Raw genomic sequence first — 15737 nt, forward strand, 5'->3', positions numbered from 1 at the left:
GCACCAGTCCGGCGATCAGGCATCGGCCGGGTAGCGCAACCCGATCTGGCCGCGGATCGTATCGAGTACCCCCATCAAATGCAGCGTCTCATCGAGCGGCATGCCCGGGCTCTCCAGCAAGCCCTCTTTCAAACAGCGCCCTACTTCCATCGCCTCGTGCACATACCCGTTGCCGAGATAAGGCGTATCAATCGTGCGCGCCCCGTCAAGCGTGGTCACGGTCACCGATTGCGCCCGGTGGAACATGGTGTTCATGCGCACCTGCCCCAGGCTGCCTGACACGGTCAGCTCCGCCGGGGTGCGCGCCCTGAGCGAGCAGCTGCACACCGACATGCCGCCACCTGCGTGCTTCATGGTGAAGCCGGTCTGGATATCGACCCCGGTCTCGCCCATCAGCGCCATGGCCTGGACATCGGCCACCGGCCCAAGCAGCGCGGCCGCAATCGACAGCGGATAAATCCCCAGGTCGAGCAGCCCGCCGCCACCGAGTTCCGGATTATTCAGTCGGTGCAAGGGGTCCTGCGTGCCCGCGAATCCGAAATCGGCCGTCACCTGATGCGCCGTGCCGATTTCGCCGGATGCGATGATGCGCCGCACTTCGGCCAGCGCCGGCATGAAGCGCGTCCACATCGCCTCCATCAGGAACAGCTTCTTCTCGCGCGCCAGCGCCACGATTTCTTCAGCCTCGCGCCGGTTCATGGTGAAGGGTTTCTCGCACAGCACGCCCTTGCCGCCACCCAGCGCCATGACGGCATTTTCGACGTGCATCGGGTGCGGCGTGCCGATGTAGACCACATCGATGTCGTCAGCATCGGCCAGCGCCTGATACGAACCGTAGCAAGCGAGCGCGCCGAATTCGGCGCCGAAGGCCTGCGCGCCTTCCAGGCTGCGCGAGGCCACGCCGGCCAGCACCGCGCCCGGCGTGTCGCGCAGCGCCGTCGCAAACGCGCGCGCGATCTTGCCCGTGCCCAGAATTCCCCAACGAACCGCTTCAGTCATCTCATCTCCTCAGACGGCCCGCTTGGGCCGGAATACAGTCGTGTCGGCGTAAAACGCGTGGTCCTGCCCTTCCCACCAGCCCGGCACGCCGAGCACCGGCAAGGGGGTGAAGCAGGCGGTGCTCAATCCTTCGTCCGCCAGTTCGGCCGCTACCTGGCGGTCGATCCAGGCGCGCCGCTCGTCGTGCGCGAGCGCGAAGTAATCGTCGCCGGCCACCACCACGCGTGTGTGGGCGGTGATCGCCTTGCGCGGCGCGACCAGTTTTTCCATCAGCGCGTGACCGAACAGCCAGACCTCGGCATCGACGCCGAAGGCAGAGCGCCGCTCGTATAGTGCCTCAATCCAGCCGTGCGCGCGCAGCGCTGCCACGAGTTGCTCGCCTGGCAGGCCGGCACGCACCACCAGCAGCGCCGAGTTTTCGTCGAAAATGGTGGCGCCGTCGCGCGCCGCGCCGCGCGACTTGCCCACGCCGGCCAGCGCGATCTGCGCCGCCTGCAGCGCGTTCAATTGCTGCTTGATGCGCGGGAAGGTCAGCCACACCAGGCCATTGAAAAAATCGTGCAGGTTGTCGCGCGTGGGCACGCAGCCGGTGGCGCCGATGAATTCTTCGTAGGCGCGCCCTTCCGGCAAGTGCGCCTGCGGCACGAAGCGCAGCGGCAGGCCGCGCTGGTTGACCAGCGCCAGCGGCGCGGCAGCCGCATTGAGGGCGTCGGCCACGCAATTTACGTCGATGGGAAGGCGCGCGAAGGCGGGGCGCACCGCGTCGTACCACGGCCGCGCCCATTCAATCTGCGACAGCATCGCTTACAGCAGTTTCCAGTTAATCTGTTCGCCGCCATTGAGCGGCACCAGGCTGGCATCGGCCATCGGCACGGTTTGCGGCAGGGTCCAGGCTTCGCGCTTGAGCGTGACCTGGTCGGTATTGCGCGGCAGTTCGTAGAAGTCGGGGCCGTGGAAGCTGGCGAAGGCTTCGAGCTTGTCGAGCGCACCGGCGCGCTCGAACGCTTCGGTGTACATCTCCATCGCGTGCAGCGCGGTGTAGCAGCCGGCGCAGCCGCACGAGGTTTCCTTGGCGCCCACCGCGTGCGGGGCCGAGTCGGTGCCGAGGAAGAAGCGCTCGTCGCCGCTGGTGGCCGCTGTCATCAAGGCCAGGCGGTGTTCTTCGCGCTTGAGGACGGGCAGGCAGTAGTAATGGGGCCGAATGCCGCCCTTGAAGATCTCGTTGCGGTTGTACAGCAGGTGGTGCGCGGTGATGGTGGCGGCGATCGGGCCGTCGGCTTCGGCCACGTACTGGGCCGCGTCCTTGGTGGTGATGTGCTCGAAGACGATTTTCAGTTCCGGCATATCGCGCCGCAGCGGACGCATGACGCGCTCGATGAAGACCGCCTCACGGTCGAACAGGTCGATATCCTGGTCGGTCACTTCGCCGTGCACCAGGAAAGGCATGCCCACTTCCTGCATCACTTCGAGCGTCTTGTAGCAGCGCGTCAGGTCGGTCACGCCGGCATCGGAATTGGTGGTGGCGCCGGCCGGGTACAGCTTGACGGCGTGGACAAAGCCGCTGTCCTGCGCGCGCCGGATTTCGTCCGGGTCGGTATTGTCGGTCAGGTAGAGCGTCATCAGCGGCTCGAAGCGCATGCCGGCCGGCAGCGCGGCCAGGATGCGCTCGCGGTAGGCCTGGGCCATGGCGGTGGTGGTGACCGGGGGCTTCAAATTCGGCATGACGATGGCGCGGGCGAACTGGCGCGCGCTGTGCGGCAGCACACTGGCCAGCGCGGCGCCGTCGCGCAGGTGCAGGTGCCAGTCGTCGGGACGGGTGATGGTCAGGCTCTGGGGGGTATCGATGATGGACATGGCGGCTTTCGGAGAACGAATGCGGTATTTTAACCTCCGCAGGCATTCAATCGCTCGTGCTTCCTCCAAGAAACATGACGCACGTTTGAACACGCTGCTTGCATCCGCTTCGGGGGCTTGAGATATTACGTTGCAAATGCAACGCATGGAGTCCCATCGTGAAAACTGCCAACTCCCCTTCCCTCCCAGTCGCCCCCGAATTGCGTAAAGCCGCCGAGAGCGTACTGGAAAGCGGCGAATCCCTGTCCAGCTTCGTCGCCGAATCGGTGACACTGCAGATTCGGCAACGCCGTGCCCGGCACGACTTTATTGAACGCGGTCTGGCCTCACGCCACGCGGCACTGGAAGCCGGCGAGTATTACAGCGCCGACGATGTGCTGTGCGAGCTCGATGAAGTACTCGCGCAAGCTGAAGCCCGGTCAGCCAATTGAAGGTTTCGAGCGCGCGCGGACGGCGATCGGCGCGCCACCGCGATTAATGAATAATCCGCGCCAGGAACTCGCGCGCGCGCTCGGAGCGGGGCGCACTGAAAAACTCCTGGGTCGGCGTGTCTTCCACGATGCGGCCATGGTCCATGAACAGGATGCGCCCGGCCACCTTGCGCGCAAAGCCCATTTCGTGGGTGACGACCATCATTGTCATGCCTTCCTGCGCCAGGCCGACCATCACGTCGAGCACTTCGTTGATCATTTCGGGGTCGAGCGCGGAGGTGGGCTCGTCGAACAGCATGGCGATCGGGTCCATCGACAGGGCGCGCGCGATCGCCACGCGCTGCTGCTGCCCGCCCGAGAGCTGGTTCGGGTATTTATCCTGCTGCGCCAGCAGGCCCACCCGGTCCAGGTACCGCAAGCCCTTGGCGGTGGCTTCTTCCAGGCTGCGGCCAAGCACCCGGGTCTGGCCAAGTGTCAGATTTTCGCGTACCGACAGGTGCGGGAACAGCTCGAAGTTCTGGAACACCATGCCGATGCGCGCGCGCAGAGCCGACAGGTCGGTTTTTTTGTCGCCCACCGAGATGGCGTCGACCCGCACGTCGCCCTGCTGGAACGGTTCGAGCCCGTTGACGGTCTTGATCAGGGTCGATTTGCCGGAGCCGGACGGGCCGCAAATGACCACCACATCACCCTTGCCAACCTGGGTCGTGCAGTCGGCCAGTACCTGGAACTGGCCATACCACTTGCTGACATTTTTTAGTTCGATCATGTTGTTTTTCGTCGGTTCTGATACGGGAAGTGCGAGCTTGACAGCACCTGCGCCCCCTAGGATACTGCGGAACTTGCCAAGAAAAACATCACATTACTGGCTGGTTCGCTCACAAAATACCGCTATTTTGCCCGAGAACGCAGGGAGACCGGCTTTCCGCAGCCCCCTTCGACGACGAATCGACTCAAATACAGGACGCACAGCCCATGAACCAGAAAAATCGACTCACCCTCTACATCTTGCTGGCACTCGTGCTCGGGGTGGTGATAGGTTATGTCATCAACGTCAGCACGCCCAACCCGGCCGCCTTCGCCGAATACATGTCGCTGGTGACCACGCTGTTCCTGCGCCTGATTAAAATGATCATCGCGCCACTGGTGTTCTCGACCCTGGTGGTGGGCATCGCCAAGATGGGCGACGCCAAGGAAGTCGGCCGCATCGGCGCCAAGGCACTGGGCTGGTTCGTGATCGCCTCGATCCTCTCGCTCTCGCTCGGCCTGATCCTGGTTAACCTGTTCCGTCCTGGCGACGCCATGGTGGCCCACCTGCCGCCGGCCGGCGCCGTGTCGGGCATCGTCACCTCCAGCCTGACGCTCAAGGAGTTCGTCACCCACCTGGTGCCGTCGTCCATCGTGGACGGCATGGCCAAGAACGAAATCCTGCAGATCGTGATCTTCTCGCTGTTCTTCGGCACCGCCGCTGCCGCTGTCGGCGCACGCGCCAACCCGATGATCGAAGCCATCGACGGCGTCGCCCACGTGATGCTCAAGGTGACCGGCTATGTGATGAACCTGGCCCCGATTGCGGTGCTGGCAGCCGTTTCGGGCATCATCGCCAAGAGCGGGATCGGCATCCTCTCCACCTACGGCATTTTCATGGGCGAGTTCTACATCGCCATCATCGTGCTGTGGATTGTGCTGACGATTGCCGGCTTCATCTTCCTCGGCCCGCGCGTGTTCGCCCTGCTGCGCGAGGTGCGCGAGCCGACCATCCTGGCGTTTTCCACCGCCTCGTCCGAAGCGGCTTTTCCGAAGACCCTGGAAGGACTGGAGCGCTTCGGTGTACGCAACCGCATCGCCGCTTTCGTGCTGCCGATCGGTTACTCGTTCAACCTCGATGGTTCGATGATGTACTGTACCTTCGCTACCATCTTCATCGCCCAGGCTTACGGGATCGAGCTGTCGCTGTCGACCCAGCTGACCATGATGCTGGTGCTGATGCTCACGTCCAAGGGCATGGCCGGCGTGCCGCGCGCCTCGCTGGTGGTGATCGCCGCCACGCTCGGGCAGTTCAACATTCCTGAAGCGGGCCTGCTGCTGTTGCTCGGCATCGACCACTTCCTCGACATGGCGCGTTCGGCCACCAACGTGATCGGCAACGCCATCGCCACCGCGGTCGTGGCCAAGTGGGAGGGCGAATTGAGCGAGCCGGGTACGGTCGATCCGGCCATCTCGCCGCTCAAATAAGGTCATTCACGCTTGTGGGGGCGGAAAAGCACAGCTTTTCCGCCCTTTGCCTTTGGGCCGGGCCGTACTTCTGCAGATCGATTTCGTGTACCCTCTTTCGCCATTATTCCTCTCGGGAGAACCGCAATGCACAAGCTGTCCGCCATCGGTATTTTGCTCGCTTGCGGCAGTGCGCAAGCGGCCACCCAGACCGTCGATTGCGGGCGCCTGCTCGATGTGAAGAGCGGCGCCTGGCGCGACAAGGTGAGCATCGTGATCGAGGATGGCTCAATCAAATCGGTCGGCCCGATGACGCCAGGCCCCGGCCACATCGACCTGTCGGCTCACTCCTGCCTGCCCGGCCTGATCGACATGCACGTGCACCTGACCGGCGAAACCCAGAAGCAGGCGGACGCCCTGCGCGACGCCATCAGCCTGAACCCGGCCGACCATGCCTACCGCTCCGTCATCTTTGCCGAGCGCACCCTGAAAGCCGGTTTCACCACGGTGCGCGACCTGGGCGCGAGCGATGGCCTGAACGTCTCGCTCAAGCGTGCCATTGCGGCCGGCAGCATTCCCGGCCCGCGCATGTTCACGTCGGGGAAATCGATCGCCACCACCGGCGGGCACGCCGACCCGACCAATAATTATTCGCAGCGCCTGACCCATGCCCTCGGCACGCCCGGCCCCAACGAAGGCGTGGTCAATAGCGCCGAAGGCGCGCGCGAAGCGGTACGCGCGCGCTACAAGGAAGGCGCGGACCTGATCAAGGTCACCGCCACCGGCGGCGTATTGAGCCAGGCGCGCAGCGGCCAGAATTCGCAGTACACCGAAGACGAACTGCGCGCCATCATCAGCACCGCCAAGGATTACGGCTTTCGCGTGGCGGCCCACGCGCACGGCACCGAAGGCATCAAGCGCGCGCTGCGCGCCGGGATCGACTCGATCGAGCATGGCACCATGATGGACGACGAGACCATTGCCCTGTTCAAGAAGCACGGCGCCTGGTTCGTGCCCACCATTTCGGCCGGCCGCTACGTGGCCGACAAGGCCAGGGAGCCGGATTATTATTCGCCGCTGGTGCGCCCGAAAGCGGCCGCCATCGGTCCGCAGATCCAGGCCACCTTTGCGCGCGCCTACAAGGCCGGCGTGAAGATCGCCTTCGGCACCGACGCCGGGGTGTTCCCGCATGGTGACAATGCCAAGGAGTTCGCCTACATGGTCGAAGCGGGCATGCCGCCGCTCGAAGCGATCCGCTCGGCCACCCTGAATGCCGCCGCCCTGCTCGACCAGGGCACGCGCTTGGGTTCAGTGGAACCGGGCTACGCGGCCGACATCATCGCCGTCACGGGCGACCCGTTGCGCGACATCGCGCTCATGCAGCAGGTGCGCTTTGTGATGAAGGATGGCGTCGTCTACAAACAACCATGACCACACCCCAAGGAGAACCCATGCTGTATCAAAAAACCACGCAATCGATGATTGCCCTTTTCGCCCTGCTGGTGGCGGTGACGGGCGCCGCGCAAGCTGAAACCAGGGCGGCCAAACTGGCCAACGTGACCATCCTGGCGACCGGCGGCACCATCGCCGGCACCGGCGCGACCAGCACCACCACGGTCGGCTATACCGCCGCCACGGTGGGCGTGCAAAACCTGATCAAGGCCGTGCCGGAACTGGCCAAGGTGGCCAACGTCACGGGCGAGCAGGTGTTCCAGATCGCCAGCGAGAACATGAGCAACGAGCATTGGCTCACGCTCGCCAAGCGCGTCAACGCGCTGCTGGCGCAGAACAACGTCGATGGCATCGTCATCACCCACGGCACCGACACGCTGGAAGAAACCGCGTACTTCCTCGACCTGGTGGTCAAGAGCCGCAAACCGGTGGTGCTGGTCGGCGCGATGCGTCCATCCACCGCGCTGTCGGCCGACGGCCCGATCAACCTGTATAACTCGGTGATGCTGGCAGCGAGCCCGGAAGCGGTCGGCAAGGGCGTGCTGGTGGCGATGAACGACCAGATCCAGTCGGCGCGCGATGTCAGCAAGGTCAATACCTCGACCCCGGACAGTTTCCGCACCAGTGAACTCGGCTTGCTCGGCTACATCCAGGGCGGCAAGCCATTTTTCTACCGCCAGTCGCTGCGCAAGCACACCACCGAGACCGAGTTCGATATCGGCACCTTGCAGTCGCTGCCGCAGGTCGACATTGTGTACGGCTACGCGAACATGAATCCGGTGGCGCTGGACGCCTTCGTGGCCGCTGGCGCGAAGGGAATCATCCACGCCGGCGTGGGTGACGGCAGCCTGGCCAGCAAAGTGGTGCCGTCGCTGAAGGCGGCGCGCGCCAAGGGTGCGGTCATCGTGCGCGCAAGCCGCGTGGGACAGGGGATCTTGGCGCGCAACGGCGAAGCCAATGACGACGAACTGGACTTCGTCGCGGCCGATACGCTTAATCCGCAGAAGGCGCGCATTCTGCTGATGCTGGCGCTGACCAAAACGAACAGCACCAAGGAAATCCAGCGCATGTTCTACACGTACTGACCGGCTCAAAAGTGGGCACGCCATGTGCCCACTGTTTTTACTCCACTTCGAGCGGCGACGCCGCCGCCTCTTCTTCCTGCCTGGCCTGCTGCCGTTCCCACATCTGGGCATACAAGCCGTTCTCGGCCAGCAGCGCCTGGTGCGTTCCCCGTTCCACGATGCGCCCGTGATCGAGCACCAGAATCTGCTCGGCATCGGCCACCGTCGACAGGCGGTGCGCGATTACCAGGGTGGTGCGGTTCTTCGCGATTTCCTTCAACTGCGCCTGGATCGCCTGTTCGGCCTTGGAGTCGAGCGCGGAGGTGGCTTCGTCGAAGACCAGGATCGCCGGGTCCTTGAGCAGGGTGCGCGCAATGGCCACGCGCTGCTTCTCGCCGCCCGACAGTTTCAAGCCCCGTTCGCCCACCATGGTGGCGTAACCGTCCGGCAGCGTGTCGATGAAGTCGTGGATCGATGCGGCGCGCGCGGCGGCCACGATGTCGTCCTTGCTCGCGCCGGGTTTACCGTAGGCGATGTTGTATTCGATGGTGTCGTTGAACAGCACCGTATCCTGCGGCACGATGCCGATGGCGCTGCGCAGCGACGCCTGGGTGACGTTGCGCAGGTCCTGGCCGTCGATGGTGATGCCGCCGCTGTTGACGTCATAAAAACGGAACAGGAGGCGCGACAGGGTCGACTTTCCCGAGCCGCTGTGGCCCACCACGGCGGTGGTGGTGCCGGCCGCAATCGTGAAATCGACATCGAACAGAATCTGGCGCTTCGCTTCATAGCTGAAGTTCACGTTCGAGAACGCGACCTGGGCGCCGTGCGTGACCAGCGCCTTGGCGTCGGGGCTGTCGGCCACTTCGCGGTTCTGGTCGAGCAGCGAGAACAGGCGCTCCATGTCGGCCAGGCTTTGCTTGATTTCGCGGTAGATCACGCCCAGGAAGTTGAGCGGAATGTACAGCTGGATCATGAAGGCGTTGACCAGTACCAGGTCGCCCAGGGTCATGGTGCCGGCGATGACGCCTTCGGTGGCGCGCCACAGGATCAGGGTGACGGCGGTGGCGATGATCAGCGACTGGCCGGTGTTCAGTACCGACAGTGAGGTTTGCGACTTGACGCCGGCGTTCTCGTAGTTTTTCAGGCCTTCGTCGTAGCGCGCCGCTTCGTAATCTTCGTTGCCGAAGTACTTGACGGTTTCATAGTTGATCAGCGAGTCGATGGCCTTGGTGCTGGCCTTGGAATCGAGCTCGTTCATGGTGCGCCGGAAGTGGGTGCGCCAGTCGGTGACGATGACGGTAAAGGCGATGTAGGTCACCAGCGCCACGCCGGTAATGGCGCTGAACCAGATGTCGTAATGGGTGACGAGGTAGCCCAGCACCAGCGTGATCTCGACCAGCGTCGGCAGAATATTGAACAGGGTGTACGAGATCAGCGAGCTGACGCCGCGCGTGCCGCGCTCGATATCGCGCGTCATGCCGCCGGTCTGGCGGTTCAGGTGGAAGCGCAGCGACAGCGCGTGCAGGTGGCGGAACACGCGCAGGGCGATGGTGCGCACGGCGCGCTGGGTGACGCGCGCGAACAAGAATTCGCGCAGCTCGGTAAAGACGGTGGTCGACAGGCGCAGCACGCCGTAGGCGACCAGCGCACCGAGCGGCAGCACCAGCAGCGCCTGCGGACTGGATGGATTGATGGTCAGCTGGTCGATCAGCTGTTTCATCACCAGCGGCACGCCGACGTTGGCCAGCTTGGCTGCGATCAGGCAGGCCAGGGCCGCCATCACGCGCCATTTGTACACCCAGAGGTAGGGAATCAGGGTCTTGAGCGTGCCCCAGTCGCTGCGGCGCGGAGCGTTCGGGTCGACGGGGGGCGGGGGCGAAGAATGACGGCGCATGGCGGAGCTCTGGGATTTGTGGTTCAATTCCGGTCGATTGTAGCCTTTCAAGAGAATTCACGATGACCACGCCAGAAAACGCCGTACCTGCTCCCACGCCCCCTCCCGCCACCCGAGGACTCCCCGCCGGCAAAATGCCCGAGCTGCGTGTCATGCCCGCGCCGTCCGATGCTAACGTCTACGGCGATGTGTTCGGCGGCTGGATCATGGCGCAGGTCGACATTGCCGGTTCGCTGCCGGCCACGCGGCGCGCCAACGGCCGCGTCGCCACCATTGCGGTGAATTCCTTCGTCTTCAAAAACCCTGTGTTCGTCGGCGATCTGCTGTCTTTTTACGCCGATATCACCAAAGTCGGGAATACCTCGATCACCGTCTACGTGGAAGTCTACGCCGAGCGTAACCGCCTTCAGGCCAACACCGTCAAGGTGACCGAGGCCACGCTGACGTATGTCGCCACCGGCGACGACCGCAAGCCGCGCAAGGTGCCCTCGCTCGATGAGCTGATTTTCCCGCAAGACCGGTAAGTGGACGCGCAGCGCCGCCTCTTCTTGCAGTACGCGGCGCTGGCTGCGGGAGGCATCGCCCTGCCGGGTGCCTGCGCGCGTGCGGCCGGCACGAGCTATCCTTTCAGCCTGGGCGTTGCCTCCGGCTCTCCCCTGCCCGATTCGGTGGTGCTGTGGACGCGCATCCTGAACGATCCCTTGAATGCCGCGGCCACGCCGGCGCTTGCCTTTGCGGTGCGCTGGGAAGTGGCGCACGACGAAGCGTTCACGCGCATCGCGGCCAAAGGCACCGCCAGCGCGCTGCCGGCACTGGCGCACAGCGTGCACGTGGATGTGCGCGGCCTGGAACCGGCGCGCTGGTACTGGTACCGCTTCATGCTGGGCGACGCGGTCAGCCCGGCCGGGCGCACCCGTACCGCGCCGGCGGCGGACAGCCTGCCGGCCGCGCTGAAACTGGCGGTGGCTTCGTGCCAGCACTGGGAGTTCGGCAGCTATGCGGCGCACCGCCACATCGCCGCCGCCGCGCCGGACCTGGTGGCGTTCCTGGGCGACTACATTTATGAGTGGGGGCCTTACCAGTTACGCCATCCGCAGTCGGCGCTGCGCACGTCGGAATCGTTTTCGCTGGCCGAGTACCGCGCACGCTACGCCCAGTACAAGAGCGATGCCGACCTGCAGGGCGCGCACCTGGCGGCGCCCTGGATCGTCACCTGGGACGACCACGAGGTGGCCAACGATTACGCGGCCGACCGCGACGAACGGCTCGATCCGGCGTTTGCCCTGCGGCGCGCGGCGGCCTACCAGGCGTTTTACGAGCACATGCCGCTGCGCCTGGTGCTGGCGCGGCCGGGCGACTATGCCGGCATGCGCATGTACCAGCGCTACGACTGGGGGCGGCTGGCGCGCTTTCATGTGCTGGACGACCGCCAGTACCGCGCAACGCATGCCTGCCCACCGGCGGGACGGGGCGGTTCGAGTTCGGTCACGCGCGCCTGCGCGGCCTTGCGCGACCCGCGCCGCTCGATGCTGGGGAGCGAGCAGGAAGCCTGGCTGACCGAGGGCTTGACCACCTCGAAGGCACGCTGGAACCTGATCGCGCAGCAAACGCCGATGGCGCAGTCGACCCAGGTGCCGATCGTGAAACCGGGCGACGGGCGTTTCTGGAATGATGGGTGGGATGGGTATCCGGTGGCGCGCCAGCGCCTGTTCGATGCGCTGGGCAAAAGCGGCGCGGCCAATCCGGTGGTGCTGGCGGGCGACGTGCACACGTTTTATGCGTCGGACCTGCAGAATGATTTCAACCGGCCGGCGTCGACGCGCAATCCGGTCATCGCGACCGAGTTTTGCGGCACGTCGGTATCCTCAAGCTCGCGCCCCCAGGCGCGCACCCTGCAATACCTGGAGATGAACCGGCATACCAAATATGGCCGCAGCGACAAGCGCGGTTTCATGCTGATGGAGGTGACGCCTGAAAAGACAACGACCACCTTCGTCGGGCTCGATGATGTGCGTAACGCGCAGTCGGGCAAGGCGACGCTGGCGACGTTTGAAGTCGCCAGCGGCAAGCCGGGTGCGCGCCAGGTCTGATCGTCAGACCGCGGCCGGCGCCGGCTCGCGCAGTTCGCGGCGCAGGATCTTGCCGACGTTGGTCTTCGGCAGTTCGGTGCGGAACTCGATGTACTTCGGCTTTTTGTAGGCCGTGAGCTGCTCCTTGCAGAATTCGAGCAGGTCTTCGGCGGTCAGGTTCGGGTCCCTGCGCACCACGAACAGCTTGACCGCTTCGCCCGAATTATGGTCCGGCACGCCGATGCAGGCGCATTCGAGCACGCCCGGGTGCGACGAGATCACGCTTTCGATTTCGTTCGGATAGACGTTAAAGCCGGACACCAGGATCATGTCCTTCTTGCGGTCGACGATCCTGGTGTAGCCGCGGTCGTCCATGATGCCGATGTCGCCAGTCTTGAAGAAGCCGTCGGCGGTCATCGACTTGGCGGTTTCGTCGTCGCGCTTCCAGTAGCCGGCCATGACCTGCGGGCCGCGGATGCCGATTTCGCCGCGCTCGCCCAGCGCTACGTGGTTGCCGTCGTCGTCGAGGATGGCGATGTCGGTCGACGGATACGGCAGGCCGATCATGCCGGTGAATTCCTTGATGTCGCAGCGGTTGGCGGTGGCCACCGGCGACGTTTCGGACATGCCGTAGCCTTCGATGATCGGGGTGCCGGTCAGCTTGAGCCAGCGGTCCGCCACCGACTGCTGCACCGACATGCCGCCGCCGTTACACACCTTGTAGCTGGAGAAATCGAGCTTGGCGAATTCGGCGTTGTTGAGCAGGCCGTTGTACAGGGTATTGACGGCCGGGAATACGTTGATGCGGTATTTGCTCAGTTCCTTGACGAAGCCCGGCATGTCGCGCGGGTTCGGAATGAGCAGGTTCATGCCGCCCAGGCGCGTGGACATCAGCGAACACACGGTGAGCGAATAGATGTGGTACAGCGGCAGCGCGCAGACGAACTGCAGCTGCTGGTTCTTGGGCAGGGTGTCGAGGGTCGGCTGCAGCCAGGCTTCGTTTTGCAGCACGTTGGCGATCACGTTCTTGTGCAGCAGGACCGCGCCCTTCGACACGCCGGTGGTGCCGCCGGTGTACTGCAGGAAGGCGATGTCGTCATGGCCGAGGGTCGGCGGCGTAAGCGTGAGGCGCGCGCCTTCGGCGAGCACCTTGTTGAACGGGATCGCGTCCGGCAGCGAAAAGGACGGTACCAGTTTTTTGACCTTGCGCACCACCAGGTTGACGATCATGCCTTTCAGGGGACCGAGCAGGTCGCCCATGGTGGCCATGATGACGTGCTTGATCTGGGTCCTGGCCAGCACTTCCTGCACGGTGTGGGCGAAGTTTTCCAGCACGATGATGGCTTCGGCGCCCGAGTCGATCATCTGGTGCTGCAGTTCGCGCGGGGTGTAGAGCGGGTTGACGTTGACGATCACGTAGCCGGCGCGCAGCACGGCGGCCATGGCCACCGGATACTGCAGCACGTTGGGCATCATGATCGCCACGCGCGCGCCGGGTTTCAGGCCGCGGCTTTGCAGCCAGGCGCCCATCTGCACCGACATGCGGTCGAGTTCGCCGTAGGTGATGGACTTGTCCATGCAAACGTAGGCCTTGCGGTCGGCGTACTTGCGGAATGCTTCTTCCAGCAGGTGGGTCAGCGAGCGGTATTGCGTGTAATCGATCTCCGCGGGTACGCCCTCCTGGTACGACTTAAGCCAAAACTTGTCCATCTATGCCTCGTCTGTTTACTGATACTGTTAATGCAAAAGACCGCCCGCAGGCGGTCGTGCCGCTAAATAAGCGAATAGGGTGCTACCTGATGCGGCACGCCGTTTCCGCCACCGGCCGGAAACGACGCGGGCAGCGTTTTATGCCGCGGGTTTTTCGTCGCGCAGCACGCGGCGCAGGATTTTGCCGACGTTGGTTTTGGGGAGCTCGCTGCGGAATTCGATGTACTTCGGCTTTTTATAGCCGGTGAATTCCTGCTTGCAGTAAACCATCAACTGTTCGACCGTCAGGGTCGGATCCTTACGCACCACGAAGACTTTCACCGCCTCGCCGGAATGCTCGTCCGGCACGCCGATACAGGCGCATTCGAGCACGCCCGGGTGCTTGGCGATGACTTCTTCGAGTTCGTTCGGGTACACATTAAAGCCCGAGACCAGAATCATATCCTTTTTGCGGTCCACGATTTTTACGAAGCCGTGCTCGTTCATGAAGCCGACATCGCCGGATTTGAAGAAGCCGTCGGCCGTCATGACCTTGGCCGTTTCGTCCGGGCGGTTCCAGTAGCCGGCCATGACCTGCGGGCCGCGGATCGCGATTTCGCCGGGCTGGCCCAGGGCCACCGGCTTGCCGTCATCGTCGAGGATGGCAATGTCGGTCGATGGCACCGGCATGCCGATGGTGCCGGTGAAGTCAAGCAGGTCGGCACGGTTGCAGGTGGCCACCGGCGACGTTTCGGACAGGCCGTAGCCTTCGATGATGCAGGTGCCGGTGGCCTTTTTCCATTTGTCGTTGACGATCTGCTGCACCGCCATGCCGCCGCCGTTGGAAATCTTCAGGCCCGTGAAATCGACCTTGGCGAAATCGGGATGGTTGAGCAGCGCGTTATACAGGGTATTGACCGCCGGGAGCATGTTGATCTTGTATTTGCACAGTTCCTTGATAAAGCCGCCGATATCGCGCGGATTGGGAATCAGGATATTGAGGGCGCCGACGCGCGTGCCCCACATGGCGCAGGCGGTGAGCGCGAAGATATGGTACAGCGGCAGCGCGCAGACAATCACCACCTGCTCGACCACGGGCGCCTTGATCAGCGCCGGCTGCGACCATGCTTCGCTTTGCAGCACGTTGGCGATGATATTGCGGTGGGTCAGGGTCGCGCCCTTGGACACGCCCGTGGTGCCGCCCGTGTACTGCAGGAAGGCGACGTCGGTGGCGCTGGCCTTGACCGGGGTGAAGGTCATTTTCTCGCCCTGCGCGAGCACCTCCTTGAAGCGCACGGTGTTGGGCAGCGAAAACGCCGGCACCATTTTCTTGACGTTGCGCACGACAAAATTGACGAGCATGCCCTTGGCGCCGCCGAGCATCTCGCCCATGCTGGCCACGACGATGTGCTTGACCGGGGTTTTGGTGAGTACCTGTTGCAGCGTATGAGCAAAATTTTCCAGGACGATAATCGCTTCGCTGCCCGAATCGGTGAGCTGGTGCTCCAGCTCGCGCGGCGTGTACAGCGGGTTGACGTTGACCACGGTGAAGCCGGCGCGCAGGATGGCGGCGATGGCGATCGGATATTGCAGCACGTTGGGCATCATGACCGCCACGCGCGCCCCCTTGGAGAGGCCACGGCTCTGGAGCCAGGCCGCCATGCGTTTCGAGTACTGGTCGAGCTCGGCGTAGGTGAGGAATTTGTCCATGCAGACGTAGGCATTGCGCGTTGCAAATTTCTGGAAAGATTCTTCCAGTAATTGAACGAGTGAGCCGTACTGGTCGGGGTCAATCTCCGCAGGGACGTTGCCGGGATAGGATTTCAGCCAAATCTTGTCCATCGTGTGCCTCTGTCTCAGAATATTATCGTTATGTGGATTCGGCGCACATTGCCGACCAGTATCTTTTTTCGCTCAGGAAAATAAACCGAGCGTGCGCTTTATTACGCTGTCTGTGATGCTATCGGGCGATGCGCTTCGATGCAAGCGCTTTTGCTGCTATTTTGGACAGGCTTGATGCATGCACCTTTTGGTGCGGTGCCGCAACACCCATTGGTATGGAAGAAAA

At 63.6% G+C, this 15737-nt stretch carries 13 protein-coding genes; 6 read left to right on the forward strand and 7 right to left on the reverse strand.

Translation table 11 applies throughout. The features are described 5' to 3' along the window. Window positions 1-15: 15 nt before the first annotated feature. Genes RBA41_RS31545 through pyrC form a run of 3 tightly spaced genes read right to left on the reverse strand, consistent with a single transcriptional unit; the run spans window position 16 to window position 2853 of the window. Window positions 16-999 (reverse strand): Gfo/Idh/MocA family protein, encoded by a 984-nt coding sequence (locus RBA41_RS31545; protein WP_306628311.1) that lies wholly within the window; start codon window positions 997-999, stop codon window positions 16-18. 9 nt (window positions 1000-1008) lie between these two features. Next, on the reverse strand, window positions 1009-1800 hold the full coding sequence (locus RBA41_RS31550) for a DUF3025 domain-containing protein (protein ID WP_306628312.1): 792 nt from the start codon (window positions 1798-1800) through the stop codon (window positions 1009-1011). Window positions 1801-1803: 3 nt separating this feature from the next. Continuing rightward, on the reverse strand, window positions 1804-2853 hold the full coding sequence (pyrC, locus tag RBA41_RS31555) for a dihydroorotase (protein WP_306628313.1): 1050 nt from the start codon (window positions 2851-2853) through the stop codon (window positions 1804-1806). A gap of 158 nt (window positions 2854-3011) precedes the next feature. Between pyrC and RBA41_RS31560 the strand changes: the two genes are divergently transcribed. Then, window positions 3012-3284: a YlcI/YnfO family protein gene (locus tag RBA41_RS31560; protein ID WP_306628314.1), complete on the forward strand. Its 273-nt coding sequence runs from the start codon at window positions 3012-3014 to the stop codon at window positions 3282-3284. Between the two features lie 43 nt (window positions 3285-3327). Here RBA41_RS31560 and RBA41_RS31565 read toward each other — a convergent pair whose 3' ends face one another. After that, the gene (locus RBA41_RS31565) at window positions 3328-4053 is read right to left on the reverse strand and encodes an amino acid ABC transporter ATP-binding protein (RefSeq protein WP_306628315.1); all 726 of its coding nucleotides are present in this window, start codon (window positions 4051-4053) and stop codon (window positions 3328-3330) included. 206 nt (window positions 4054-4259) lie between these two features. On the opposite strand from RBA41_RS31565, the gene RBA41_RS31570 reads away from it, so the two are divergent. The 3 genes from RBA41_RS31570 to RBA41_RS31580 all read left to right on the forward strand — a co-directional run bounded on the left by RBA41_RS31570 (window position 4260) and on the right by RBA41_RS31580 (window position 8035). Beyond that, on the forward strand, window positions 4260-5519 hold the full coding sequence (locus RBA41_RS31570) for a dicarboxylate/amino acid:cation symporter (RefSeq protein WP_306628316.1): 1260 nt from the start codon (window positions 4260-4262) through the stop codon (window positions 5517-5519). A 126-nt stretch (window positions 5520-5645) separates the two neighbouring features. After that, window positions 5646-6929, forward strand: a complete 1284-nt coding sequence (locus RBA41_RS31575; RefSeq protein WP_306628317.1) for a metal-dependent hydrolase family protein — start codon at window positions 5646-5648, stop codon at window positions 6927-6929. Window positions 6930-6949: 20 nt separating this feature from the next. Continuing rightward, the gene (locus RBA41_RS31580; protein ID WP_306628318.1) at window positions 6950-8035 is read left to right on the forward strand and encodes a type II asparaginase; all 1086 of its coding nucleotides are present in this window, start codon (window positions 6950-6952) and stop codon (window positions 8033-8035) included. Between the two features lie 37 nt (window positions 8036-8072). On the opposite strand, the gene RBA41_RS31585 is transcribed toward RBA41_RS31580, so the two are convergent. After that, window positions 8073-9911: an ABCB family ABC transporter ATP-binding protein/permease gene (locus tag RBA41_RS31585; RefSeq protein WP_306628319.1), complete on the reverse strand. Its 1839-nt coding sequence runs from the start codon at window positions 9909-9911 to the stop codon at window positions 8073-8075. A gap of 62 nt (window positions 9912-9973) precedes the next feature. Between RBA41_RS31585 and RBA41_RS31590 the strand changes: the two genes are divergently transcribed. Together RBA41_RS31590 and RBA41_RS31595 are read left to right on the forward strand one after the other, a co-directional pair. Then, window positions 9974-10435 (forward strand): acyl-CoA thioesterase, encoded by a 462-nt coding sequence (locus RBA41_RS31590; protein WP_306628320.1) that lies wholly within the window; start codon window positions 9974-9976, stop codon window positions 10433-10435. Beyond that, a complete protein-coding gene (locus RBA41_RS31595; RefSeq protein ID WP_306628321.1) occupies window positions 10436-12001 on the forward strand; it encodes an alkaline phosphatase D family protein in 1566 nt (521 codons plus the stop codon). It abuts the gene before it with no gap. Window positions 12002-12004: 3 nt separating this feature from the next. Here RBA41_RS31595 and RBA41_RS31600 read toward each other — a convergent pair whose 3' ends face one another. Next, the gene (locus RBA41_RS31600) at window positions 12005-13690 is read right to left on the reverse strand and encodes a long-chain fatty acid--CoA ligase (protein ID WP_306628322.1); all 1686 of its coding nucleotides are present in this window, start codon (window positions 13688-13690) and stop codon (window positions 12005-12007) included. Between the two features lie 138 nt (window positions 13691-13828). After that, complete coding sequence (locus tag RBA41_RS31605) at window positions 13829-15511, reverse strand: long-chain-fatty-acid--CoA ligase (protein WP_306628323.1); 1683 nt, start codon at window positions 15509-15511, stop codon at window positions 13829-13831. Between the last annotated feature and the right edge of the window lie 226 nt (window positions 15512-15737).

Source organism: Massilia scottii, assembly GCF_030846495.1.
GTDB lineage: Bacteria > Pseudomonadota > Gammaproteobacteria > Burkholderiales > Burkholderiaceae_D > Telluria_A > Telluria_A violaceinigra.

Coding starts and splice junctions, on each gene's coding strand:
- RBA41_RS31545 (WP_306628311.1), bottom strand. CDS start 999: ATGACTGAAGCGGTTCGTTGGGGAATTCTGGGCACGGGCAAGATCGCG.
- RBA41_RS31550 (WP_306628312.1), bottom strand. CDS start 1,800: ATGCTGTCGCAGATTGAATGGGCGCGGCCGTGGTACGACGCGGTGCGC.
- pyrC (WP_306628313.1), bottom strand. CDS start 2,853: ATGTCCATCATCGATACCCCCCAGAGCCTGACCATCACCCGTCCCGAC.
- RBA41_RS31565 (WP_306628315.1), bottom strand. CDS start 4,053: ATGATCGAACTAAAAAATGTCAGCAAGTGGTATGGCCAGTTCCAGGTA.
- RBA41_RS31570 (WP_306628316.1), top strand. CDS start 4,260: ATGAACCAGAAAAATCGACTCACCCTCTACATCTTGCTGGCACTCGTG.
- RBA41_RS31575 (WP_306628317.1), top strand. CDS start 5,646: ATGCACAAGCTGTCCGCCATCGGTATTTTGCTCGCTTGCGGCAGTGCG.
- RBA41_RS31580 (WP_306628318.1), top strand. CDS start 6,950: ATGCTGTATCAAAAAACCACGCAATCGATGATTGCCCTTTTCGCCCTG.
- RBA41_RS31585 (WP_306628319.1), bottom strand. CDS start 9,911: ATGCGCCGTCATTCTTCGCCCCCGCCCCCCGTCGACCCGAACGCTCCG.
- RBA41_RS31590 (WP_306628320.1), top strand. CDS start 9,974: ATGACCACGCCAGAAAACGCCGTACCTGCTCCCACGCCCCCTCCCGCC.
- RBA41_RS31600 (WP_306628322.1), bottom strand. CDS start 13,690: ATGGACAAGTTTTGGCTTAAGTCGTACCAGGAGGGCGTACCCGCGGAG.
- RBA41_RS31605 (WP_306628323.1), bottom strand. CDS start 15,511: ATGGACAAGATTTGGCTGAAATCCTATCCCGGCAACGTCCCTGCGGAG.